The sequence below is a fragment of the Kangiella marina genome, assembly GCF_039541235.1.
GTDB lineage: Bacteria > Pseudomonadota > Gammaproteobacteria > Enterobacterales > Kangiellaceae > Kangiella > Kangiella marina.
This window is the reverse complement of sequence record NZ_BAABFV010000001.1, coordinates 894903-918084: the sequence shown is the minus strand read 5'-3', so window position 1 is coordinate 918084 and position 23182 is coordinate 894903. Positions and strand designations below refer to the sequence as shown.

General features: G+C 45.8%; 20 protein-coding genes. 12 read left to right on the top strand and 8 right to left on the bottom strand.

Annotation, left to right across the window (positions count from 1 at the left end):
- The first annotated feature begins 159 nt into the window (after positions 1–159).
- The 3 genes from glnE to ABD943_RS03970 all read left to right on the top strand — a co-directional run bounded on the left by glnE (position 160) and on the right by ABD943_RS03970 (position 4687).
- Positions 160–3042, top strand: coding sequence for a bifunctional [glutamate--ammonia ligase]-adenylyl-L-tyrosine phosphorylase/[glutamate--ammonia-ligase] adenylyltransferase (gene glnE, locus ABD943_RS03980; protein ID WP_345291883.1), 2883 nt, complete (start codon positions 160–162; stop codon positions 3040–3042).
- A gap of 94 nt (positions 3043–3136) precedes the next feature.
- Positions 3137–3283, top strand: a complete 147-nt coding sequence (locus tag ABD943_RS03975; protein ID WP_345292687.1) for a zinc-finger domain-containing protein — start codon at positions 3137–3139, stop codon at positions 3281–3283.
- 15 nt (positions 3284–3298) lie between these two features.
- Positions 3299–4687: an aspartate kinase gene (locus ABD943_RS03970; protein ID WP_345291882.1), complete on the top strand. Its 1389-nt coding sequence runs from the start codon at positions 3299–3301 to the stop codon at positions 4685–4687.
- A gap of 187 nt (positions 4688–4874) precedes the next feature.
- Here ABD943_RS03970 and nfuA read toward each other — a convergent pair whose 3' ends face one another.
- Positions 4875–5453, bottom strand: coding sequence for a Fe-S biogenesis protein NfuA (gene nfuA / locus ABD943_RS03965; protein ID WP_345291881.1), 579 nt, complete (start codon positions 5451–5453; stop codon positions 4875–4877).
- A gap of 108 nt (positions 5454–5561) precedes the next feature.
- Here nfuA and ABD943_RS03960 point away from each other — a divergent pair, with 108 nt between their 5' ends.
- Entirely contained in the window at positions 5562–8102 is a 2541-nt protein-coding gene (locus ABD943_RS03960; RefSeq protein WP_345291880.1) for a M14 metallopeptidase family protein, read from the top strand.
- Positions 8103–8151: 49 nt separating this feature from the next.
- Entirely contained in the window at positions 8152–10533 is a 2382-nt protein-coding gene (locus ABD943_RS03955; protein ID WP_345291879.1) for a zinc-dependent metalloprotease, read from the top strand.
- 186 nt (positions 10534–10719) lie between these two features.
- Here ABD943_RS03955 and ABD943_RS03950 read toward each other — a convergent pair whose 3' ends face one another.
- Positions 10720–11256 (bottom strand): hypothetical protein, encoded by a 537-nt coding sequence (locus ABD943_RS03950; protein WP_345291878.1) that lies wholly within the window; start codon positions 11254–11256, stop codon positions 10720–10722.
- A gap of 148 nt (positions 11257–11404) precedes the next feature.
- On the opposite strand from ABD943_RS03950, the gene ABD943_RS03945 reads away from it, so the two are divergent.
- Positions 11405–11878 (top strand): GNAT family N-acetyltransferase, encoded by a 474-nt coding sequence (locus ABD943_RS03945; RefSeq protein WP_345291877.1) that lies wholly within the window; start codon positions 11405–11407, stop codon positions 11876–11878.
- A 193-nt stretch (positions 11879–12071) separates the two neighbouring features.
- A complete protein-coding gene (locus ABD943_RS03940; RefSeq protein ID WP_425559454.1) occupies positions 12072–13475 on the top strand; it encodes a Na+/H+ antiporter NhaC family protein in 1404 nt (467 codons plus the stop codon).
- A gap of 11 nt (positions 13476–13486) precedes the next feature.
- Here the strand turns inward: ABD943_RS03940 and ABD943_RS03935 are convergent, their stop codons facing one another.
- From ABD943_RS03935 to ABD943_RS03915, 5 genes are all read right to left on the bottom strand, one after another.
- Positions 13487–14815: an MATE family efflux transporter gene (locus ABD943_RS03935; RefSeq protein ID WP_345291876.1), complete on the bottom strand. Its 1329-nt coding sequence runs from the start codon at positions 14813–14815 to the stop codon at positions 13487–13489.
- 79 nt (positions 14816–14894) lie between these two features.
- Positions 14895–15569: a uracil-DNA glycosylase gene (ung, locus tag ABD943_RS03930; protein ID WP_345291875.1), complete on the bottom strand. Its 675-nt coding sequence runs from the start codon at positions 15567–15569 to the stop codon at positions 14895–14897.
- Positions 15566–15892: a quaternary ammonium compound efflux SMR transporter SugE gene (sugE, locus tag ABD943_RS03925; RefSeq protein WP_345291874.1), complete on the bottom strand. Its 327-nt coding sequence runs from the start codon at positions 15890–15892 to the stop codon at positions 15566–15568. The genes ung and sugE overlap by 4 nt, the downstream gene beginning before the upstream one ends.
- Positions 15893–15966: 74 nt before the next feature.
- Entirely contained in the window at positions 15967–16680 is a 714-nt protein-coding gene (locus ABD943_RS03920; protein WP_345291873.1) for a ZIP family metal transporter, read from the bottom strand.
- 84 nt (positions 16681–16764) lie between these two features.
- Positions 16765–17484 carry a ComF family protein gene (locus ABD943_RS03915; protein WP_345291872.1) on the bottom strand — a complete coding sequence of 240 codons (720 nt, stop codon included), beginning with the start codon at positions 17482–17484 and terminating at the stop codon, positions 16765–16767.
- A 120-nt stretch (positions 17485–17604) separates the two neighbouring features.
- Between ABD943_RS03915 and bioB the strand changes: the two genes are divergently transcribed.
- From bioB to ABD943_RS03890, 5 genes are all read left to right on the top strand, one after another.
- On the top strand, positions 17605–18726 hold the full coding sequence (bioB, locus tag ABD943_RS03910) for a biotin synthase BioB (protein WP_345291871.1): 1122 nt from the start codon (positions 17605–17607) through the stop codon (positions 18724–18726).
- A 51-nt stretch (positions 18727–18777) separates the two neighbouring features.
- A complete protein-coding gene (gene bioF, locus ABD943_RS03905; protein WP_345291870.1) occupies positions 18778–19923 on the top strand; it encodes an 8-amino-7-oxononanoate synthase in 1146 nt (381 codons plus the stop codon).
- 21 nt (positions 19924–19944) lie between these two features.
- Entirely contained in the window at positions 19945–20721 is a 777-nt protein-coding gene (gene bioH, locus ABD943_RS03900; RefSeq protein WP_425559453.1) for a pimeloyl-ACP methyl ester esterase BioH, read from the top strand.
- Positions 20718–21569: a malonyl-ACP O-methyltransferase BioC gene (gene bioC / locus ABD943_RS03895; RefSeq protein ID WP_345291869.1), complete on the top strand. Its 852-nt coding sequence runs from the start codon at positions 20718–20720 to the stop codon at positions 21567–21569. Before bioH ends, bioC begins: the two co-directional genes overlap by 4 nt.
- Positions 21570–21702: 133 nt before the next feature.
- Positions 21703–22236, top strand: coding sequence for a hypothetical protein (locus ABD943_RS03890; protein ID WP_345291868.1), 534 nt, complete (start codon positions 21703–21705; stop codon positions 22234–22236).
- A 135-nt stretch (positions 22237–22371) separates the two neighbouring features.
- Here ABD943_RS03890 and ABD943_RS03885 read toward each other — a convergent pair whose 3' ends face one another.
- Positions 22372–23088 carry a hypothetical protein gene (locus ABD943_RS03885; protein ID WP_345291867.1) on the bottom strand — a complete coding sequence of 239 codons (717 nt, stop codon included), beginning with the start codon at positions 23086–23088 and terminating at the stop codon, positions 22372–22374.
- Positions 23089–23182 lie beyond the last annotated feature (94 nt).

The window sequence follows — 23182 nt, the reverse complement described above, 5'->3', positions numbered from 1 at the left end:
CTACTTTTTCTTTGTAAACAACTGTAATCTGCTTATAATCAATGACTTACAAAGCATTTGTAGCGTGCGCAAATTGGCGTCATCAATTGATTTATGGCCCATATCAACGTATCGTCATAGCTTCTTGATCACCACTGTTATTGACCCAAAACAACGACCATGAGAACAGATTTTAAACCACCAGCGTCGCTTACAGAACTCGCCGATAAACGCTACCACGAGTGGCGCGACGCTCTGGTGTCTGAAGACAGGTTTGACGAGGATAAAGCGAGGCTTGTCTTAGCTTCCAGCGATTACATTGCGCGCTGGGCTGTGAAAAAACCAGAATGGTTGTTGGATGCGATTAATGGCGTTTCAATTGAGCAGGGTTTGAACCGATTGCCGGAGCAATTCGATGTGACCTTGTCAGAGTTCGATATGAAGCAAAAGCTGCGGCTAGAAAGGCACTATTGGTCGATCGTCATTGCCACTCAGGATCTGTTTCAGCGAGCAGATATCAAGGCGATTACTTTTTACCAATCAACGCTGGCCGATATTCTGATTCAAGCCGCATATCGTTGGGCTGAATATCATGGTCATCAGCACTATGGAAAGCCCCGGTCGGTCACTGGCGAGTTACAACAAATGTTAATCCTTGCTATGGGTAAGCTCGGTGGTCGTGAACTTAATTTCTCTTCGGATATTGATTTGATTTTTGCGTTTCCGGAAGAAGGTGAAACTGACCGAGAATCTAAGCCAGTCGAAAACCAGAAGTTTTTTATGCGTCTCGGGCAAAAGTTCATCAGCTTATTATCCGACATTACTTATGATGGTTTTGTTTACCGGGTGGATATGCGGCTAAGGCCATATGGTCAAAGCGGAGCATTGGTCACTAACTTTAACGCGCTGCAAGATTATTACTTAGAGCAAGGTCGGGAGTGGGAGCGCTTCGCGATGATTAAAGCTCGGGTGGTGAACGGTAGTGACGAGTTTAAAGCTGACTTAGAACAAATCATTCGACCTTTTAGTTATCGTCGCTACATTGACTTTAGTGTGCTCGATTCTATTCGACAGTTGAAGCAAAAAATCGCCAGCGAATTACTGCGTAAAAATGCTAAAGGTAACATCAAGCTTGGGGAAGGGGGAATCCGTGAGTTGGAATTTATTGTTCAGTCACTACAGTTAATTGGCGGTGGTCGTCATCCGGTGTTACAAACGAAAAATTGGTGGCACAGCTTAGATACCTTACAGGCGAAAGAGTTTATTCCAGCCAAAGAAGCATCACCATTAAAAATGGCTTATCAGTTTTTGCGTAAGCTGGAAAATGCCATCCAAATCCGCAATGAAGATCAAACGCAAGAATTGCCAGAGGATACTGTAGAGCAGTCTCAAGTGGCAGCGATGCTCGGTACGGAAACTTGGGATGCTCTGGTTAAAGAGCTTAGTCAACATCAGGATTATGTCGCCAGCTTTTTTAAAGGCTTGTTCCATGATCCACATGATGAAGAAAAAATCGACGAAGATTGTGAGCGGGTTAGAAAGTGGTTGGAAGGAAGTCTTGAGCAAAATAGCGAAGCCGACTTAGAGCAAAAACTTAATATCTCCCCGAAAATGATCGCGATGGTCAGCGAGTTTAGAAGTGAATTTTCGGAGCGAAAAATTGGAAGTCGTGGTTTGACCCGTCTGGATCAGTTGTTACCCCACTTATTAATAGAAGCAGGAACGCAGCCAGAGCCTGAGACGACTTTGCAACGCTGTATTGAATTATTGCAAGGGGTTGGACGACGTACCGCTTACTTTGAAATGTTAGCGGAAAACTTGCCAGTACTAGAGTACTTGGTGCAGCTAGTGTCCCGCTCTCGATGGTTAGCAAAACAGATGTCAATTTACCCATCGCTGTTGGACGAGTTGTTATTCCCCAGTAATTTTGGAAAGCAATTAAACAAGGGCGATTTAGCGAGCCAGTTACGACAAGCCCTGATCCGCATTGAGGCTGATGATATTGAGGAGCAGTTGGTAGCATTAGGCGGCTTTAAACAATCGAGCCAGTTTAAAATTGCCGCAGGCGACTTAACGGGGCGTTTTGACATCAGTGCTGTGTCGCAGCAGTTAACCGATCTGGCAGAAGTGATTGTCGAGTATTTATTGCAGTTTGCGTGGCGTGAAACCGTGGCGAAATTTGGAGTGCCGCCTCACTGTGAGGAAGGGTTAGCTTCCGGATTTTTGGTTTTAGGTTATGGCAAGCTTGGTGGCGATGAGCTGGGTTATGGTTCTGACTTAGATTTAGTCTTTCTCTACCAAGGCGACCCGCAATCTGAAACTTCTGGCAAAGATAACTCAGGTGAAAAATCGTTAGAACTGCATCAATTTTATACCCGATTAGCGCAACGTTTAGTCCATTACTTAGGGACTCGAACTCAGCAAGGCATCATGTATGAGGTTGATACCCGCTTAAGGCCTTCAGGACGTTCAGGGATGTTGGTGAGTCACATTGAAGCTTTTAAAAAGTACCAGCACAACGAGGCCTGGACTTGGGAACATCAAGCATTGGTGCGCGCGCGACCGGTTGCTGGCGATGACACCTTGCGTCAACGATATATGGAACTTCGCTCAGATATTTTAGCCAAGCCAAACTCGCCGCAATCTGAAAATAAAGATTTGGCTGCTGATGTTGTTGCTATGCGAAAGAAAATGCGTGATAACCTGAATAAGTCTGATAGCAAATTATGGGACATTAAGCAGGGCGAAGGTGGGCTTGTTGATATTGAGTTCTTGGTGCAATACTGGGCGCTAAGCCACTCAGGCACCTTGATACAGCACCCTAACCAAGAAGCATTGCCGTTCAATAACGTCGACTGGCTACAGTTATTGGCCAAGCATGGATTGATTTCGCAGGAGGTACGCGATCAATTAATGATGAATTATCGAGTGCTTCGTGACATTGGTAATCACAGTTCACTCCAAAGCCAACCGCAATTAATTGCAAATAGTGAGCTGGTTCAAGAACGGCAACAAGTCGCTGAGTTGTGGCATTCGACATTTAAAAATGTCGAGGTACAATGAATCAATCAATCATTAGAGGGAGCTGACAGTGAGTCATTCAAGCAATAAAACGCAAGCTGAACCAGCAAAGCAAAACGTCAACAAACAGCAGCCAATTCACATTACTGCGGATGACTTACCTTTGAGTTGCCCGACTCCCGGAATGACCCTATGGAGTCAGCACCCACGAGTGTTCATCCCAATAGAAGATGGCGAAGGCCACTGCCCCTATTGTGGAAATACTTTCCTTTTAAAGTCTTAAATCGAATTTCTACTCATGACAGATGATAATCAAAGACCCTCTTGGGTTGTTTTAAAATTTGGCGGCTCTAGTGTCTCTAGCAGAGAAGACTGGGACAATATTGTACAAATCGTGCAAGATAATTTGCAGCAGGGCGTTAAAGTCGCGATTGTTCATTCCGCTTTTAAAAATGTGACCAATCAGCTAGAGCGTTTAGCACAACTCGCGGTTGATAACTCGTCTAAGGAATTGCTGAATGAGATAACGGATTATCATCAGAAAATGGCCAGTCAACTGAAGCTGGATGCGTCTTTGTTAACTCCTTGGTTAGACTCTCTTGAAGCATCGGTGTCACGAATTTCAGACCATGGGACATTAACCTCTAAACTGAGAGCTGCGGTAGTCGCACATGGCGAGTTACTATCCTCTACGTTGGGGGCTGAATTTTTAGCGCAACAGTTAGGCGACGATCGCCAGACTCAATGGCTCGATGCGCGAGAGTTATTTGTGTCAGAAGCCGAAGCCAATAACAATGTTAATGATCAGTACCTTAATGCTGTTTGCCATCCTCGGCCTAACCACCAGTTAGCTAAAAACTGGTCAGAGAGTTTCGATGTGGTATTGACTCAGGGCTTTATCGCGAGCAATGACGATGGTGAAACGGTGCTTTTAGGACGCGAAGGCTCGGACACCTCTGCCTCTTATGTGGCAGCATTATTGGAAGCCAAAAAGCTTGAGATATGGACCGATGTGGCGGGCATGTTCACTACCGATCCGAATAAGTTAAATGAAGCGAAAAAGTTAGAACAAATCAGTTACGCTCAAGCATTTGAAATGGCGGAAGCCGGTGCTAAAGTCTTACACCCACGGTGTCTCAGTACGGTCATGCCTTACCGCATACCGATTGAGATTAAAAATACGCATCAACCGCTGGAAAGCGGCACAGTTATTAATGGCGAAGGTAGCGACTCGCGCTGGGTAAAAGCGATAGCCATTAAGCAAAAAGTTCCGGTGATGACTTTGCTATTGGGGCGAAGAGGGCAGCAGCCTGAAACGTTACAGAAAGTGTTTACCGTGTTTAATCAATTAGAGCTGGGCTGTGAATTATTAGCCTCAACGAAAGAGTCATTGGTGATGGCGGTTGAAACCAGCAATAGCGTTCACGGCGAAGAGATATTAAATGATCTTTCGGTGAAGCTGGCTGAAATGTGTCGCAGCGTTTTATTGTCACACAGCGCCATCATTACGCTAGTCGGCTGCCAGTCGAGCCAAGCCTTGTGGCACTTATTGCAAATTGACGCCGAGCTCCCTGAGCAATGGTTACTGCTTGGACATACCTCAAGTGATCAGCATTTATCCTTCCTCGTCAGCGACGATGAAGCTCTGGATATTTTAAAGTTACTGCATAAACATTTAATCCACTAAAGCAGAAAAAGTGTTAGAAAATTTTGTATAGGATGGGTTAGGGATTACCCGTAACCCATCAGACAATGTGTTGGGTTACGAAGACAAGCTTCTAACCCAACCTATGAAAGCAGCATAAGAATTTATTTAATACGGTCATTAAAAAAGGCGCTGAAAAGCGCCTTTTTTCATCAGTAACTAATGGAAATTAGTAATACGGGTTCTCACCGGCGGCGTGTTCGGTAACGTCTTTAACGCCTTTGACTTCAGGGACTTTTTCCATCAAAGTTTTTTCGATCCCTTCTTTCAGCGTGACGTCGACCATGCCACAACCTTGGCAACCACCACCAAACTGTAGAACCGCAATGCCATCATTCGTGAATTCTGTTAAAGCCACTTGGCCACCGTGATTCGCGAGTTCTGGATTGATTTCTGATTCAAGGTAGTAGCGAATACGATCGGCTGCTGGCGCGTCATCATCGACCTTACGCGCTTTGGCATTGGGTGCTTTTAACGTTAACTGACCACCCGTGGTTTCTTTCTGGTAATCAATTTCGGCTTCTTCGAGATAAGGCGCACTGTCTTCATCAACAAATGCTGAGAAGCCTTCAAACTTAAGCTCTGTATCGTTATCTTCAACCGCATCGGGTGGGCAGTATGAAACGCCACACTCAGCATGGGCTGTACCTGGGTTAACCACAAAAACACGAATGCCCGTATTCTCGTCTTCTTGTCCAGCGAGTAAGCGGCGGAAATGTTCTTGTGCTGCTTCTGAAACATTAATCATATACAACTAAACCGTTTTGCTATCTATAAATCTATTATAACTGATGTGAGGGCTTGCAGCGATGATTGCAACCGTTAGAATGAAGAAAACGACTAAAAATTGCAGAAGATGCCTAATTTAAAGAAAACGATATTTTTACCTTTATTATTAATAGCTTGCGTAGCATGGCCCGTACTTTCACAAGCCAAAGAGCCGACTTTAGAGTATTACTTCGATCAATCGATAGACTTTTCTGATGATGTTTTAACACCAAAAGATATTTTGGGGCATCAAGTCGGAACCTGGCATGTACGTCCTGATCAGTCTTTGGCTTACTTTCAGTCATTGGCGCATCTCTCGGACAAAGTTGAACTGAAAGAGATAGGCCGCACTCATGAAAATCGACCACTAATCACGACTTATATCTCTTCGCCTGAGAATATTGCGCGTTTGGATGCGATCAAAGCGTCCCGCGAGAATCTTGAGAACTACCAAGGTCCGAACTTGGTTTGGTTGGGATACTCGGTTCATGGTAATGAAGCCAGTGGCGCCAATGCTGCCTTGTTGGTGGCGTACCGACTAGCGGCGTCAAAAGAGCCTTGGGTCGAAGAGCTGCTGAAGAATACGGTGGTGATGATTGACCCTATGCTAAACCCTGATGGCTTGGATCGCTTTGCAGGCTGGGTTAATCGTTATAAAGGCCAACAGCTGGTTAGCGACCCTAACTCGATTGAGCATAACGAGGAATGGCCAATGGGCCGAACCAATCATTATTGGTTTGATTTAAACCGTGATTGGTTGTTGTTACAACATCCTGAAAGCCAAGCGCGAGTAAAGCATTTTTATCAATGGCGTCCGCACATTGTGGGTGACTTTCATGAAATGGGCACCAATTCGACCTACTTTTTCCAGCCGGGTGTGCCCAGTCGCCAGAATCCATTAACCTCAAAAGAGAACTTTGATTTAACCGCTGATATTGCAGAGTTTCACGCCAAAGCACTCGACGATTTAGGTTCGGCTTATTACAGTAAAGAGAGTTTCGACGACTTTTATTATGGTAAAGGTTCAACGTTTCCAGATATCAACGGTGGCATCGGGATTTTATTTGAGCAAGCCAGCTCTCGGGGACATTTGCAGGAGTCAGTTAATGGCAACCTAAGCTTCCCGTTCGCTATCCGAAACCAAATAGCGACGTCTTTTTCGACTTTGAAAGCGTCAATGGCGATGAAGGATAAGCTGCAAAACTATCAGCAGCAGTTTTTTGCCAGTCGAAGCAAAGCGGCGAATGATGATTCGGTTAAAGGCGTTATCTTCAGCTCTGAGGATAAGGGGCGTTTAAAAGAGTTTCTGCGTATTTTGAACAGCCATCAAGTGGAAGTGGAGCAAGTCACCAAGGATGTATCAATCAATGATCAGCGCTATAAAGCAGGGCAGTCGTACTTAGTCAATTTTAAACAAACACAGTATGGCTTGATTAAAGCCATGTTCGAAACGCGAACTCAGTTTAAAGATAATACGTTTTATGATGTGTCAGCCTGGACCTTGCCGTTAGCGTTTAACGTCACTTTTAACCACTTAGATCGAGGCGATTTATCGGATGTTACGTCGAGCACTATCGAGTGGGCATCGCAAGGGCGTTGGTTTGGTGGCAGTGATCCTGTGGCCTTAATTGTCCCTTGGGATAACTTTGATGCCGCAAAAGGGTTAAGCCGACTGTTAAAACAGGGTATCCCTACAAAAGTGAGTACCAATAGCTTCACGTTAGCGGTTAACAATCAAGCTCGGCAGTTCAAACCTGGTGCTTTAGTGATGCAGCTTCCTGCTGATACGAAGCGTAAAGAGCGCGTGATTCAAGCAGTCAGGGATGCATTTATTGCCGCAGGCGTTGATGTCTATGCGGTTGAGTCAGGTCTAGCGTTAAATGGTATCGACTTGGGCAGCCCGAGCATGGAGCCTCTAACCATGCCGCAACCCTTGCTGCTGATTGGTGGCGAGGTGTCTTCCTATGAAGCTGGGGAAATGTGGCATTTATTGGATACTCGCTTGGAGATTCCGCTATCGATGCAGCATGCTAACTATATTGATTTCAGCACATTGGAGCGTTATAGCCACTTAACTTTAGTGAATGGTTATTATGCGGACTTGAAACCTGAAGAACATCAAGCACTGATCGAGTGGATTCATAAAGGCGGTACTTTGGTCGTGACAAGAGAAGCGGTCGAGTGGGCGTATCGTAATCAGCTTATAACTTATGAAGTTGATATTCCTGAACTGCCGGAGCCTCAGGGACATGAGTTCAGTCACCGTGACGATGTTGTAGCGAAGAGCATTATTGGTGGGGCGATTTATCAAGCTGATCTTGATAATAGTCACCCGCTGGCTTACGGTTTAACCAAAGACACCATTGCTTTCACTAAAGCGGGAACTCAGGTCTTAAAACCTGCAACAGAGGACTTTGTTACGGTGGCAACTTACACCGACAAGCCGCTTGTGGCAGGGTATTCGTCAAAAGAAAACGTAGAACGCATAAAAAATACTCCAGCTGTCTTGGCTCAGCGCTTAGAACGTGGCAGTATCATAGTGTTCAACGACAATCCTGTCTTTAGGGGCTATTGGCTTGGTTCAGCGCGTTTGATGGTCAATAGTTTGTTTTTTAATAGAGCCTTTTAGTCAGGCCTTATAAAGGTCTCAAATTTAAGAAATATAAAGGGAATCGCTCATGCGACGTGTTATTCAGTCTACTTTTATTGCGCTAGTTTGCCTTGTTTGCGTGAGCGTCAATGCTGCTAGCTGGTCAGAAATTCGTAACCAGTCGAATCGTGCCAACGGCTTTATTCCTTATCAGGTCAGTAACAGTCAGGGCAAAATTTGGCTTGAGATTAGTGAGTTCAAGCAGCCTTTTATCATGTATACCGGCCTACCCTATGGCATTGGCTCGAATGATATTGGTCTTGATCGCGGTCAGCTGGGTGAGAGCCGCTTGGTTCAATTTGAAAAATATGGCGATAAAATTCTACTCAAACAGTTGAACACTCGATACCGCGCTGATACTGAGAATCAGGCCGAGCGCTCCTCAGTCGAGCAGGCATTTGCCAGCTCCGTGCTTTATGGTTTCAAGGTCGAAGCACGCTCAGGCAAGCGACATCTTATTGATATGACGCCGTTCCTGTTACAAGATTTACATGGCGTTAGTCAGCGTTTGCAAGCAACTGAACAAGGTTCTTACAGTGTTGATGGTTCGCGTTCAGCGTTAGTCACTGAACACAGTAAAAACTTCCCGAATAATACAGTTTTCGAAGCGATCTTGACCTTCACTGGCTCAAATCCTGGCGAATATGTGCGGCAAGTGACGCCAGCGCCTAACGCTATTACGGTGCAACAACAGGTTCAGTTTGTGGCTCTCCCTGATGACGGTTATCAAACGCGTGAGTTTCATCCAAAGAGTGGCTTTTTCGAGCTGACCTATGCGGATTATGCAACGCCTCTGACCGAGAACATTGAAAAGAAATTGATTTATCGCCACCGCATTACTCGCGACAAAGACGATGCCATCAAGCCAATCACCTATTACTTAGATCCTGGCGCGCCAGAGCCGGTTAGAACCGCTTTACTAGAGGGCGCACAGTGGTGGGCACAAGCATTCGACGCGGTGGGGCTTGAGGGGGCTTACGAGGTCAAAATGTTGCCTGAGAACGCCGATCCTCTTGATGTGCGTTATAACGTCATCCAGTGGGTTCATCGTGCCACTCGTGGTTGGTCTTACGGCATGGCAATAGCCGATCCGAGAACCGGTGAAATCATTAAAGGGCACGTTACTTTAGGATCGCTGCGTGTACGTCAAGATTTATTGATCGCGAACGCTCTAACAGGTTCAGCAACCAACGATCAGAAGCAACAAAAAGCCTTGGATATGGCGTTAGCGCGTATCCGTCAGTTATCGGCACATGAAGTGGGGCATACGCTGGGCTTAGCCCATAATTTTGCTGCAAGCGTCAACAACCGTGCTTCGGTGATGGATTACCCGCATCCTTATGTGACCTTACATAATGGCCAAGTATCGCTGGCCAAAGCCTACGCAGAAGGTATCGGTCGCTGGGATATTGAGGCTGTGCGCTATGGTTATGCCGAGTTTGATGCGGATAAGGAAGCTGAAGCTTTGCGTGAGATTGTACGCGATACCAGTTCTAAGGGGCTCTTCTTTATTTCCGATGCTGATGCGCGTCCACAAGGGGGCTCGCAGGCTGAAGCACACCTTTGGGATAATGGCGCTGACGCTGCTCAAGAGTTAAGTCGAGTATTGCAGGTTCGTCAACAGGCGCTACAAAACTTTGGGCATGCCAATCTTAAAGATGGTCAGCCTTATTCGGAGCTTGCTGAAACCCTAGTACCACTGTACTTATTCCATCGTTATCAAGTTGAAGCGGCAGTGAAGTTGCTGGGTGGCGTTCACTTTGAATACAGTGTTAAAGGCGATAGCTATAAGCCTGTTCGTGCGGTCAGTAAAGAGCAGCAGGATGCCGCACTCCAGATGCTGTTATCGACCTTGACGGTAGAGCAACTACAGCTACCTGATCATATTGTAAAGTTGATTCCACCGAAGGCTTACGGGTATTACAAAAATCGTGAAAGCTTCCCTAGTCAGCTCGGTTCGAGCCTTGATCCCGTAGCGATGGCTGATGTTTCGGCGCAACACACCTTAACTCTAATGTTGAACCCGCAGCGATTAGCTCGACTGCTGCAACAAAAAGCTCAGTCGCCTGAGCAGTTAGGCTTAGAGGAAATGCTGAGTGAATTATTAGTGACCACCTTACGCAGTACCGAAAGCAAAGGGCTGGGCGCATTAATTCAGCAACGAGTGGATTACTTGACGGTGAAACATATTTTAATGGCTGCATCAGATCCGAATGCTTCAGCAGAAGTACGCGCTCACTTGCATAGTGAAATTGGCAAACTTTCCGGGTGGTTAGTAACCCAAGCTAAACGCAATCCAGTTCGCTACCTGTGGTTAAAAGACTTGGTTGAAAAGTACCAGGCGGGTGAATTTGAAGTTGATTACGTTAAACCGTTGGCGATCCCACCGGGCTCCCCCATCGGGCAATAAATATTCGACCGACAAAAAAAGAAGCCGCGTTAAGCGGCTTTTTAAATGACACTATGGTTTAGTCATAATGTCAGGAGAGAAAAAGCTGATCTTGAGAGTGGGGAGTCGGATGACACTAGGGGGTATGTGTTAGGGGAACTGGTATCCGAACCTCTCAAGACCAGAAAACTTATGTCTACAATTTCTTTACCATCCAATCACTGAGCCTAGAATGATGCCAACGGCTAAAGGTTCCCAGTAACGGTGGTGACAGTGCCTAGTATGGATATGGTGTCTAGGGAACGGGTGGTAGTAGCCACCGTAGTAGTACCAGTCCTGACCTAGGTAATAGACATTGCTTGGATAGGTTCTAGGATGATAGTACCTATAGTGGCGATGTTTATAACGCGGACGGTCATGGTTACGGTAGCGGTCACGATCATGATAACGATGGCGATCATGAGAAACATGACGGCGACGGTCGTGATCACGAGAGCGATGCTCTCTACGATCATCACGGTGCGCTTCACGACGGTCACCTCGGTGACGCTGACGATCATCATCCGCTCTGCGGTTGAAGCCTTGTCTGTTTCCACGTTGGTGGTTACCACGATCTCGGGCGCTGTGTGAGCTGTAGCTCGACCCTCTATCTGCTTTCGGGCCCTTATGTTCTTTGGCTTCACCTATCTGTGAAAAGCCCAGTAACAGGGACGCGGTTATTGCAGATATGATGACTTTATTCATGGCTAACTCCTCGAAAAACACTATAATACGGTTACGAGTGAGAGGCTTGCTTGTTATGATGACCTTGCTCATTCGTTATCAGCTACTATATAAAACGTAAACTGAATTATTACTGAACATTATTTAAACACCGTGTAAGGATGTTATCTTGGATATTCGAGCCTGTACTGCTGATGATTTGGAGCTGTTAGTACCAGCCTTCGATCAGTATCGCCAATTTTATCGTCAGGAATCACAACCTGAACAAGTTCGAAACTTTCTTAAGCCATTGATTGAAGAGGAAAAATCGAAAATCTTTTTGTCTTTTGAAGATGATGAGCTAACAGGGTTTGTTCAACTCTACCCGTCATTCTCAAGCATAGGATTAGCGCCAATTTGGGTGTTGAATGACTTTTTTATCTTTGGTGGTTCGGATAGACGCCAAATTGCAAAAGGGCTGCTAGATGCCGCGAAAATGCTATGTGAAGCGAGCAAAGCGGTGCGGGTTGAAGTGACGACACGCAAAGAAAATCATAGGCTTCACAAGATTTACCGTGATTACGGCTTTGAAAAAGACTACAAATACGATTATTACTTTTTACGCATGTCGAAAGATGAACCTTCATCAACCATGTTGAAATAGACTGCTAAACTTCTATTTGTTGAACTTACAGGGTAACTTAGTTATAGTTGCTCTTCGCGCTGATTTGTTCCGCTTGCGGGCGCACTCTTTTTCAAAGTGGAAAGAGTAAAAACTGCTAAAGAGAACCTCTGAATAAGTTGTTTCTGTCCGCAAGCTTTGAACGCTAAGTTATTGAACTAGGTAAAGTAATGCTATGACAGAAAAGACAATTCCTGCCGGCGACAAGACCACGGCCAACCCTAACATTCGACAAAGCCACCTGAGCCAACAAGCTGATTCTGTGGCTGCGAGTTATATACCGTTGCTTCCTATGCTGGTCTTTTTCGCCTTATTTTTAGGTACGGGGATTTATTACACCGTTATTGGCGTGGAAAGCGCTTTTTACCAGTTGCCAGCTCCTATCGCGATTCTGCCAGCGATTGCTTTATCCGTATTGTTAGCTAGAGAGCCTATTGAAAAGAGTATTGGGCACTTGTTGGCGGGTATGGGCGACAGCAACATTATCGCTATGTGCTTAATTTATTTGCTGGCTGGAGCTTTTGGTGCGTTAACCACTCAGATTGGCGCTGTTTCGGCAGTGGTCAACTTGTGTCTCGACCTGATCCCGGCATCCTTTATTTTACCCGGCTTGTTTTTGATAGCGGCGGTGGTGTCGTTCTCCATGGGAACCTCGATGGGGACTTTGGCTGCGCTTGCTCCTATCGGTGTTGGTCTGACGGAAAGCCTGCAAGTTTCACCAGCTTTGGTGGCGGGGATTTTGCTAAGTGGTGCCATGTTTGGTGATAACTTGTCGGTGATCTCAGACACCACCATTGCCGCGATACGGACGCAGGGCGCGACCGCTACGGATAAGTTAAAGCAAAACGCACGTTGGGCGATTCCTGCGGCCTTACTCACGGTGATTTTATACAGTATCTTTGCGGGCGAGGGTGAGGCTGTGACGATTGGTGATTACCAATGGTATAACTTAATCCCTTACGCCTTTATTCTGGTTCTGGCGCTGATTGGCTGGAATGTATTCGTGATTTTAACCATTGGGATTGTGGTGGCGATACTGATTGGCTTGTTCGGTGGTGGCTTTAGCGAAGAGGCTGGTGTTGCGGTAACCATGTATCAAGGTTTCAGCAGTATGCAGGAAATCTTCTTACTGTCGATGTTGGTAGGGGGGCTTGGAGGTTTAATCAAGGCCCAGGGGGGCTTGCAGTGGCTGGTGCGTAAAATCAGTAGTCTGTTCAATGTGGCAAAGTCCCAGCTACGAGCTAAGCTTGCGATTTTAAGCACCACAGCCGTGACCAATCTGGCGATTGCCAATAATACCGTGAGCATCGTACTGACCGGTGACGTTACTCACGAGCTAGCAAACAAAAGTAATGTTGAGCCGAAGCAGAGTGCGAGCTTAGTGGATATTGGTGCCTGTAGTATTCAGGGCGTCTTACCCTATGGTGCTCAGTGTTTATTGTTGGGCGCGAGCTTTTCCATTTCACCGTTGGCGCCGGGGCAATATGCTTGGTATTTACCAATTTTATTGATTATCGCTTTAGTCGGTACAGTCAAAGCAAAACAGCCTGCTACTGAAACCGTCACCAGTGATTCTTGAGAGGGATTGGTTTAATCGAACTGGATGCGACTCCAGTTACGGCGTTGCCAAAGCCACACAAAGGCTCCAGTCTGTAGTACGCGGTAGACCGAGTAGGCAACCCAAATGATGGTTAGGCTCTTGCCGAGGTAAGGGCCTAAGTACCATGCTACGGGTAAGAACAACATCCACTGCGAGATAATTGAAACGTAGAGTGTCGATTTGGTTGAGCCAGCGCCATTCAGAGCATTGAGGAAGACCAATCCGACCGCATCAATAACAATGATTAAAGCTGATAATTTGAAGGGCCAATGAGCCAGTCGTAACGCTTCCGGTTCTTTAAGGAAAATGCCCATGATCGGATCCGTAAAGAAGAAGAAAATGGTGCCAAGAACAATGGCAAAGATAATCGCCATTTTTGCGACATCCCAACCCCATAAATAAGCATTGTGCGGATCACTACGCCCTAAAGACTGACCGACTAAGCTTGCTGCTCCTATGCCAAGCGCGATACATGGCAAGATAGCAACCAGCATAACGTTAGTGATGGCGTTAACTGCGGCTAGCTGATGCGTACCGACCATGCCGATAATCCAAAAAAGTGCCGTGAAACCACCAGCGAAGAACAGTTGTTGCAAAGCGGATGGAATCGAAATTTTCAAAATGCCACGAACGGTAGGCCAACGCGCCAGCTGTGATAAGTAACCGTAGTCTTTGGTGTGCTTTGTGGCGAGATAATGGTAATACATGGTGCCAAGAGCGACTGAAATGGTGGTGCCAATTCCAGCGCCTAAAGTGCCTAGCTCTGGCATTCCAAAATGACCAAAGATCAACGCGTAGTTGAGAATGATATTAATGGTATGCATGATCAACAGCGTTCTCAAATAGTACTGAGTTTGGTTGATCGCGCTCCAATAACTGCGGAAGCTGAAGTTTAAACCGACGGCCACAATACCTACGAAGCGAGCCTGCAAATAAGGGATGCCTTCTTTAAGCAGTTCAGGATCGTCATTCAGCAGGTGTAAAATTTTGGGTGCTAAGAAAAAGAGCGCAATACTGGTCGGGAGTGCGAGTAGAGTAATAATCGCTAAAGCAGCGTTCATCGGGTAGGCAGCTTCTTCGCTACGGCCTTCCCCAATTCGACGCGAGACCATGGCTTGTACCCCAGCAGCAAAGCCTGTGAAAAAAGCCACTGCCATGAAGTTAATAAAGCCGGAAATACCGATGGCGGCAATCGCTGCACTACCTTGTGTGCCAACCATAGCGGCATCGACAAGGTTCAGGATATTTTGTGAAACCATCCCACCGACAATGGGTAAGGAGATTTCGAGAACCTGACGGGAGCGGTCTTTATTTAGCAAACTGAGCGCCTGAAGTGTATTTCAAGAATTGTCGGCATTGTAGCAGTTCTTTCGGTATTGTGTCCGTTTAAAAGTGGATTTAGCTGACCTCGGCCGGTAACTTCCAATCTATCGGTTTCTGGCCATCATCGATCAGAATCTCATTGGCTTTTGCAAAGTGATTGCAACCGAAAAAACCCCTGTGCGCTGACAAAGGAGAAGGGTGGGGCGCTGTTAAAACATAGTGCCGGTGGCGATCGATGGCCTGTCCTTTTTTCTTGGCATGGCTTCCCCAGAGCAGAAACACGATACCTTCCCCATGCTGACTCAAAGCTTGAATCACGTTGTCGGTAAAGCGTTCCCAGCCGATTTTGGCATGCGAATGAGCTTTGCCTTGCTCAACCGTAAGCACGGTATTTAATAATAAGACGCCTTGCTTGGCCCAGCTTTGTAAGAAGCCATGCTGCGGAACTTCAAAGTCAGGGATCGACTGCGCTAACTCTTTATACATATTGGCCAGTGAAGGCGGTGGCTTAATGCCGGGTAGCACAGAGAAGCATAAGCCATGAGCTTGGTGAGGGCCGTGATAAGGATCTTGTCCCAGAATGACCACTTTTACCTGATCAAACTCGGTCGCTTTGAAGGCACTAAACACCTGCTCTTTCGGGGGGTAGATGATTTTACCTGAGGCTCTTTCACCCGCGACATAGTTCATCATGTCAATAAAGTAGGGCTTTTGCTTTTCTTGCCCAAGCACATCGCTCCAAGTGGTCATGCTTCCCCCTTCGAGACGAGTTTAAGGCCAACAATACCGCTAACGATAAGTAATAAGCATAGTATCCTGAGAATGTCTTTAGACTCATTAAACAAGAGCATGCCCATGATAGCGACGCCAACAGCACCAATACCGGTCCACACAGCATAAGCAGTACCGACGGGGATGGTTTTCATGGCGGCGGATAGTAGCCAAAAACTAATACCCATAGCGATAACCGTAAGCACGGAGGGTAAGGGCTTACTAAACCCTTCGGTGTACTTTAAGCCGATAGCCCAGGCGCACTCAAAGAGGCCTGCAACAAATAAATATAGCCATGCCATAACAGACTCCAATGGAAAATAGTGCCAGTAAAACTTTGGGGCTAGTCTAGCACTCGAACCCGCAAAGGTTAATCCTAATGAATCAAAAGCTGTCCGATCAAGCCGAGTAGGAAACCAGCAACGGCACCGAGCGGCGGCCCCCAATGGTTGTCGAGTTTTGCTTGTGGGGCAATGTCTTGGAAGGTGAGGTAGAGAATACCACCAGCGGCAAATACCATAATGGCTCCAACCGCTGTTGGAAAAGCTGATAGCCAGAAATAGCCTGCGAGACCCGCTATCGGGCCTAAAAGTGCCATCAGCAAGAAGGCGATAATAATGACGCTGGGTTTGAACGCTTTAGCGGCATCCATTTCACGAAACGCATTAAAGCCTTCGGGCAGGTTTTGTAACGCAATTAGGCCTGCTAACAACAGACCAGCAGTGCCGCCTTCAGCAAATGCAGCGCCAAGCGCTAAGGCTTCAGGAATAAAGTCGGATAACATCGCCGCCAGTTGACTAGCGGGGCTTTGGAGGTAATCAAGCAACTGATCTAGTGCCATAAAGGCGACACCACCCAGCGCAAAGTAAAGCGCGGTCTCGGTAACACTCAGTTTAGCGCTACCTTCGGGAATGAGGACGAGGGCGATTGCTGATAATAAAGCGCCGCCGCCGAAGGCTATAATACTGTGTCGAAGTTCTTGCTCTAACCATTGTGGGCGGATGGTTTCAAAGCGCGCGATTAACGCCCCTAAAGGCATGGAGAGCCCGGCAGCAAGCGTCAGTACGATAATCAATAACCATTCACTCATCAAACTTCCTAGCGCTTTAGCATCGTCTAGCTGTAAAAAGTGTTGTTACTTTATACTAGGGATATTTCGTTACTTGTCAAAGCGTTAGGTTTTAGCCAGACACCAAATATCGACGCGCTCAACGCCAGCTGAGAGGCATAACTTAGCTGCTTCATTAACCGTAGAGCCTGTGGTCACCACATCATCCACTAAAGCTATATGCTTCGGCAACCCCTCTTCTAATTGGAAAGCATCTTTGAGGTTTTGACGGCGTTGTTTTTCACTAAGGCCGACTTGGTGAGGCGTATCCTTGACCCTGCTCAAAGCTTTATTCGGTGGGATTCCCATCGCGTTGGACAAGTGCTTGGCAATGATGTCCGATTGGTTAAAGCCTCGTTCATTGAGTCTTTTGGGATGTAAGGGGATTGGAATGAGTGCCTTCGGATAGGGCGTTTCCTCATAACTCAGCCTAATTCGACGCTCTAAAACACTGGTCAAACTCCGAGCATAATGCAGCTGTTTATTGAATTTAAGATCACTCAAAGCTTTATCAACAGGAAACTGATAGCGCGTGGCGGCGACCAGTTTAGTGTAAAGCGGCGGATTAGTGACACACTCGCCGCATTGCAACGAGTCATTAAGTTGCTCGTGAGTAGCGTCATTAATCGCGCTAGCGCAAATACCACACGTCGAGCCCATCGGCTCTATTGAGGTTAAACAAGGCTCGCAAATGCCGAGATCCGCTTGGGCAAGGCCACAAAAGGAGCAGTTGCTGGATTGGAGGGTATTTTCAGCTGCACGACGCAGGTTATCGAAAAAACTCATTGTAAACCTAAATTCCCTTTTCTTGGTTGACAGTGTATTCTTGGGAAGTAAACTTGCACGCAGATTCCGAATTTCTTATGCAAAGCGTGCAAAAAATATACTATAAGGGTTAATGAAACAATGAGCAATCTAGATTATCTAAATAGTGGTAAGATTCGCAATGATTGGACCTTGGCTGAGATAGAAGCCATCTATAATCAACCATTTAACGATTTATTGTTTGCTGCTCAGCTGATCCATCGCCAAAACTTTAATCCTAATGAAGTTCAAACCAGTACGCTATTAAGCATTAAAACGGGCGCTTGCCCTGAAGATTGTGCTTATTGCCCACAGTCAGGCCATTACAATACAGGGTTGTCTAAAGAAAAGCTGATGGCGGTGCAAAAAGTCATCGAGAAAGCGCAACAAGCTAAGAAAAATGGCGCCACACGTTTTTGCATGGGTGCTGCATGGCGCTCACCGCGTGAAAAAGATTTGGATGTGGTGATTGAAATGGTACGTCAGGTTAAAGACTTAGGGCTTGAGACTTGTGTGACCCTTGGCATGTTAACCGATGAGCAAGCGGGCAAACTTGCTGAGGCGGGCTTGGATTACTATAACCACAACTTGGATACGTCGCCTGAATACTACGAGCAAATCATTACCACTCGCAGCTATGAGCATCGTCTTGATACCCTACAAAATGTTCGTGACGCCGGCATTAACGTCTGTAGTGGCGGTATTATTGGTATGGGCGAAAAGATTAATGATCGCTATGGCTTGATTAAGCAGCTAGCTAACATGCCGGAGCACCCACAAAGTGTACCGATTAATATGTTGGTCGCGGTTCCAGGCACCCCTCTTGGCGAAGTAGAGAAGTTAGATGAGTTCGACTTCATTCGCATGATCGCAACAGCTCGTATCGTTATGCCTAACTCGTACGTGCGTTTATCGGCAGGGCGTGAAGATATGAATGAGCAAACGCAGTCGTTGTGTTATTTTGCGGGTGCTAACTCCATCTTCTACGGTGAAAAGCTATTAACCACGGCTAACCCAGAAGCTGAGGCTGATTCTATCTTGTTTAAGCGCTTAGGCATTCAGCCAGAACAGCGTCATCACTCTAAAGAGCAGGTTGAAGAGGAAGCTGCAGAGATCGTCGCCAAAGGTGTCGCCAAAGCGGCTGAGGAAACAACGTCTAGCAAAAAGCCGTTGTTTTATGATGCGACCGTAGGGAATGCCCGTGGTGCGACCGAAGTGAACTAGTCGACGAGCTTTAGCTCAAAACTATTCACTGAATCAACCGCTAGGATACCTATGTGGAGTAAGCTCGAAACTCGTCTTAAACAACGGCGGGCGCAGGATATGATGCGTCACCGTTTGACCTTAGAGAGTGGCCAAGACACTGAGATCAGTATTGCAGGTGAGCACTTTATTAACTTCAGCAGTAATGATTACCTCGGTTTGGCAAGCCACCCCAAATTAAGCGAAGCAACGCAGAAAGCTGTGCAACGTTATGGCTCAGGCAGCGGTGCTTCTCACTTAGTTGTGGGGCATAGCGAAGAGCACCATCGCCTCGAAGAAGAGCTGGCCGAATTTCTAGGCGTTGAGCGAGCACTGTTATTTTCATCGGGCTTTATGGCCAACTACGGTGTACTAAGTAGCTTATTTGATCGCAAAGACCTGTTAGTACAGGACAAGCTGAACCATGCATCGTTAATTGATGGCGGGCGTGCTTGTGAGGCGAAAATGCTTCGGTATGCGCATAATGATATGGACTCATTAGAGCGACAGCTGAAACATAAAGTAGAGACTAAAATGATTGTCACCGATGGCGTCTTTAGCATGGACGGTGATGTTGCTCCGATTCCTGAGATATTAGCGCTGAGTAGCACTTATAAAGCACAGTTGATGGTCGATGATGCTCATGGTTTTGGAGTCTTGGGTGCCTCTGGTAAAGGTACCTTGGAGCACTTTGGTTTAGAGCAAAAACATGCCGATATCTATATGGCAACGCTAGGGAAATCTGTTGGCGGATATGGTGCTTTTGTTGCAGGCAAAGCGGTGTTGATCGAAAGCTTGGTGCAGTTTGCTCGAAGCTATATTTATACCACGGCCATTCCTCCTGCTGTTGCCGCGGCTAACCGGGCGGGGTTAGCGCTAATTCAAAGCGAGCCTGAGCGTCGTCAACAACTTAAGGATAATATTGCTTACTTTAAGCAGTTGGCGGATGAAAAAGGATTACCTCTTTTGCCATCGGATACGGCCATTCAGCCGGTGTTATTAGGAACTAATGAACGTGCGGTTGCTGTTAGCAACAGTCTCAGGGAGAAAGGATTATTGGTGGTGGCGATCAGGCCGCCAACGGTACCGGAAAATAGCGCGCGTTTGCGAATCACGTTAACGTCAAATCATCGGAAGACACACATTGAACAGCTAGTCGAAGCGATTTCGACTATATAGAAAGAGAGTAAGTGATACGTCATGAGCGAGTTGAAACCTTTTGTAGAGACAGTTGGCCAAGGTCCTGATGTAGTACTTCTTCATGGTTGGGGGTTGCACTCAGGCATTTGGGAGCTTATTACGGAGCAGCTGGCTGAAAAGTTCACCTTACACCTAATCGACTTGCCTGGGTTCGGGCGTTCGCCGCTCCCGGGTGGTGATTACTCGATAGAGCTTTTAACCGAGCAAGTATTAAAGGTTGCGCCTAAGACAGCGCATTATATTGGATGGTCGATGGGGGGCTTAGTGGCGACCAATATCGCTGTTAATCACGGACAGCGTGTTGAGTCGTTGATAACCGTATCTAGTTCGCCGCGTTTCGTGCAAACCGATGACTGGCAGCATGCAATGAAGCCTAATATCATGGATAGTTTTTGTCGCTACCTTGAAGAAGATTATCAAGGGACTATCATCCGCTTTTTAGCCATACAAGCAATCGGTAGCGAGACACAAAAAGACGACATTCGGAAGTTGCGCGATACGGTATTTATTCATGGTATGCCTGCGTCGAAAGCATTGCGTGAAGGCTTGAATTTATTGAATGATGTTGACTTACGCGAACAGTTAAAGAATATCGACGTGCCGTTTTTACGACTATACGGTCGCCTCGACTCTTTAGTACCAGCAAAAGCGGCTGAGGACATTCAAGCGTTAGCGCCACAGAGTCAGCATCATGTCTTCCCTAAAGCAAGCCATGCGCCTTTCTTATCGCATACCGACCAATTTGTTGAAAAAGTTAATGAGTTTTTAGTCGCATGAGTCATTTAAGTTCCAGTGACATCGCACGTTCATTTAGCCAAGCAGCACGCTCGTATGATGCGGCGGCTTTTTTTCAGCGCATAGCTGGAAAGCGACTGTTTGAGCGTTTGGATTATTTTAAGTTGGCACCAAAGAGTATTGTCGATTTAGGTTGTGGAACGGGAGTCTTTACGCGCGAATTGTCGCAACGCTTTCCACAAGCAAAAGTAACGGGCGTGGATATAGCAGAGGGTATGATTGCTTGGTGCAAACAGCAGTCACAATCAGAAGATTACCTGTGTGCTGACGCGATGAAGCTTCCTTTCGAGGACAACTCACTGGATTTAATCTTTTCCAACTTGGCGATTCAATGGCTCGAGGATTTACCTCAGTTATTTGCAGAGTTAAACCGTGTGTTGAAGCCAGAAGGATTGCTGTTATTCACGACCTTAGGCCCTGATACGTTAACCGAGTTAAAGCAAAGTTTCGCCGCTGTTGATGCCTATCAGCATGTGAATGATTTTATTGACATGCACAATGTGGGCGATGCCATGTTACACGCCAAGATGCTCGATCCGGTGGTCGATGCAGAACCGGTTGTCATTAGTTACGACAAGGCCATCGAGCTGATGCGAGACTTAAAAGATATCGGTGCGCACAATGTGAATAGCCGGCGCAGCTTAGGACTTATGAGTCCGAGAAAGCTAAAGGCGGTAGAAAAGGCTTATAAACAGTTTGCGCTAGGTAACGGGCAACTCCCCGCGACTTATGAACTGGTTTACGGGCAAGCTTTTGGCTCAGAGCAAAAAGCAACGCTGGATTATCATGAGTATATTGTGGAGTTAGCGGAAGGGAAAAGAGACGTATGATGTTTTATGCGGAAACAGATATTTGGCGATTAGCTCGCCAAATGCCAGATTTCTTTATTCATAAAGTATAACCTCGATTTCTTAAATGTCCTTCTAGGTAAGATTTTTAAAAAAATATTCTAGGAATTATAAAATGCGACAAAATAAGTATCACATAGGAAGAAAAGTAATTTTTATACTGATATCGTTAGTTTTAACTTCTTGTGGGTTACAAGAAAAGGAAAGAGAAATAATTAAAATAAAAGGATTTAATATAATTCAGGAAGACAGAACAATTAACTTTATCTTACCTGAGCACTGCCTTAGCTCTTACAAGGAGTGGTTTGGGCAAATGAATGACAAAGGCTATAAACTGAATACAAACATATACAAAATTGACCACTTTGCACCATTTGGGAATATTAAATACACAGCAATGATAAACTCGAACTACTTTAGCAACTCAACTTTATGGACCAAAGTGAATAATTACCTAACCAAGAGTTGTTATGGTGATACCTATGATGAAATTGATGCGGTACAACTTTTTAATAAAGATCAAGATTTGTTTACAATTTATCAGCTTGATGTTCCACTAACCAACATTAGGCTACGTAATAAAACAATTGAAGTTTATTATGACAGTGAAGTTTTAAGCGAATATATCAAAACGAAGAGGCAAAAATAAGGTAATAATAAAGGGAGATTAGGATTTGCATCAGTAGTACTCGTAAGGCCACTTGATGTGAGCTTGGAAGTGAGAGGGTAAGTCAAACTGTGCCAGTAATAGACTTCAATAAGCTCTAGGTGTTTGTATAACGTATTACGAGTTTTTTTTGTTCTCGAACTTAACCACTTTTTCCTCGAGTTCTTCATGTTTCGCTTTTAGGATGTCTTTAACATTCTTCATTTGAGCGTCGTGTAAAAAGTCACGAAGTGTTTCGAACTCGGTGCGATAAAAGTCTCGCTCATCGCGTAAGTTGTCAATATTTTTACTTTGTGTCTGGTTCGACAAAATTAAGCGCTGGTGACTTTTTTTGATGTGCTCGTAATCCGCAAGATGGTTTGACTTGAAGTTCTCAACTTCATCTTGAGACTCTTTGCGAACGTATTGCAGCTTTTCTTCATAGGAATCTTTCAGCTGCTCTATTTCGGTTTCAAGCTCTTGTTTGGTATCTGCGATGGATTGCAAAGCGTTCATGTAGTCTTTACGAGCTTCTTCGTAACTGGCTAATGTTTTTTCGTGTTTGGCGTTAAGCTGACGATGCTCTTGGACTAAAGTTGTGTTGCGCTCAGAAAGACTGGTTAGGGATTCTTGTAGCTTCTTATAATCCGCTTCAAGATCCTCGATCTTTTCTTTCTTTTTGGCAATGTTTTGAGTGTTCTCTTTGTTAACCTGCTTGAGCTCTTCATTCTTAGATTCAAGTTGGCGAACCAGAGCGTGCTTTAAAGTAGCCGTAACAACAGCGCCTAGCAGCAAGACCAGCGCTAGGATGCCTAAAACTAATATGATAGTGTTGTCGCCTAAAAAATTATCCATACATGAATCACTATTAAAGTGAATTGCTTGAATTTACAGTAACCTATTAATACAACAGTATATAGTAATCATACTCGATTAATTGTGCGAGGTA

Excerpts from the sequence above, each read along its gene's own strand:
- bioF (WP_345291870.1), top strand. The coding sequence starts at position 18,778 with ATGTGGAGTAAGCTCGAAACTCGTCTTAAACAACGGCGGGCGCAGGAT.
- ABD943_RS03920 (WP_345291873.1), bottom strand. The coding sequence starts at position 16,680 with ATGAGTGAATGGTTATTGATTATCGTACTGACGCTTGCTGCCGGGCTC.
- ABD943_RS03915 (WP_345291872.1), bottom strand. The coding sequence starts at position 17,484 with ATGAGTTTTTTCGATAACCTGCGTCGTGCAGCTGAAAATACCCTCCAA.
- bioC (WP_345291869.1), top strand. The coding sequence starts at position 20,718 with ATGAGTCATTTAAGTTCCAGTGACATCGCACGTTCATTTAGCCAAGCA.
- bioB (WP_345291871.1), top strand. The coding sequence starts at position 17,605 with ATGAGCAATCTAGATTATCTAAATAGTGGTAAGATTCGCAATGATTGG.
- glnE (WP_345291883.1), top strand. The coding sequence starts at position 160 with ATGAGAACAGATTTTAAACCACCAGCGTCGCTTACAGAACTCGCCGAT.
- ABD943_RS03955 (WP_345291879.1), top strand. The coding sequence starts at position 8,152 with ATGCGACGTGTTATTCAGTCTACTTTTATTGCGCTAGTTTGCCTTGTT.
- ABD943_RS03950 (WP_345291878.1), bottom strand. The coding sequence starts at position 11,256 with ATGAATAAAGTCATCATATCTGCAATAACCGCGTCCCTGTTACTGGGC.
- ABD943_RS03970 (WP_345291882.1), top strand. The coding sequence starts at position 3,299 with ATGACAGATGATAATCAAAGACCCTCTTGGGTTGTTTTAAAATTTGGC.
- ABD943_RS03885 (WP_345291867.1), bottom strand. The coding sequence starts at position 23,088 with ATGGATAATTTTTTAGGCGACAACACTATCATATTAGTTTTAGGCATC.
- sugE (WP_345291874.1), bottom strand. The coding sequence starts at position 15,892 with ATGGCATGGCTATATTTATTTGTTGCAGGCCTCTTTGAGTGCGCCTGG.
- bioH (WP_425559453.1), top strand. The coding sequence starts at position 19,945 with ATGAGCGAGTTGAAACCTTTTGTAGAGACAGTTGGCCAAGGTCCTGAT.
- nfuA (WP_345291881.1), bottom strand. The coding sequence starts at position 5,453 with ATGATTAATGTTTCAGAAGCAGCACAAGAACATTTCCGCCGCTTACTC.
- ABD943_RS03890 (WP_345291868.1), top strand. The coding sequence starts at position 21,703 with ATGCGACAAAATAAGTATCACATAGGAAGAAAAGTAATTTTTATACTG.
- ABD943_RS03960 (WP_345291880.1), top strand. The coding sequence starts at position 5,562 with ATGCCTAATTTAAAGAAAACGATATTTTTACCTTTATTATTAATAGCT.
- ABD943_RS03940 (WP_425559454.1), top strand. The coding sequence starts at position 12,072 with ATGACAGAAAAGACAATTCCTGCCGGCGACAAGACCACGGCCAACCCT.
- ung (WP_345291875.1), bottom strand. The coding sequence starts at position 15,569 with ATGACCACTTGGAGCGATGTGCTTGGGCAAGAAAAGCAAAAGCCCTAC.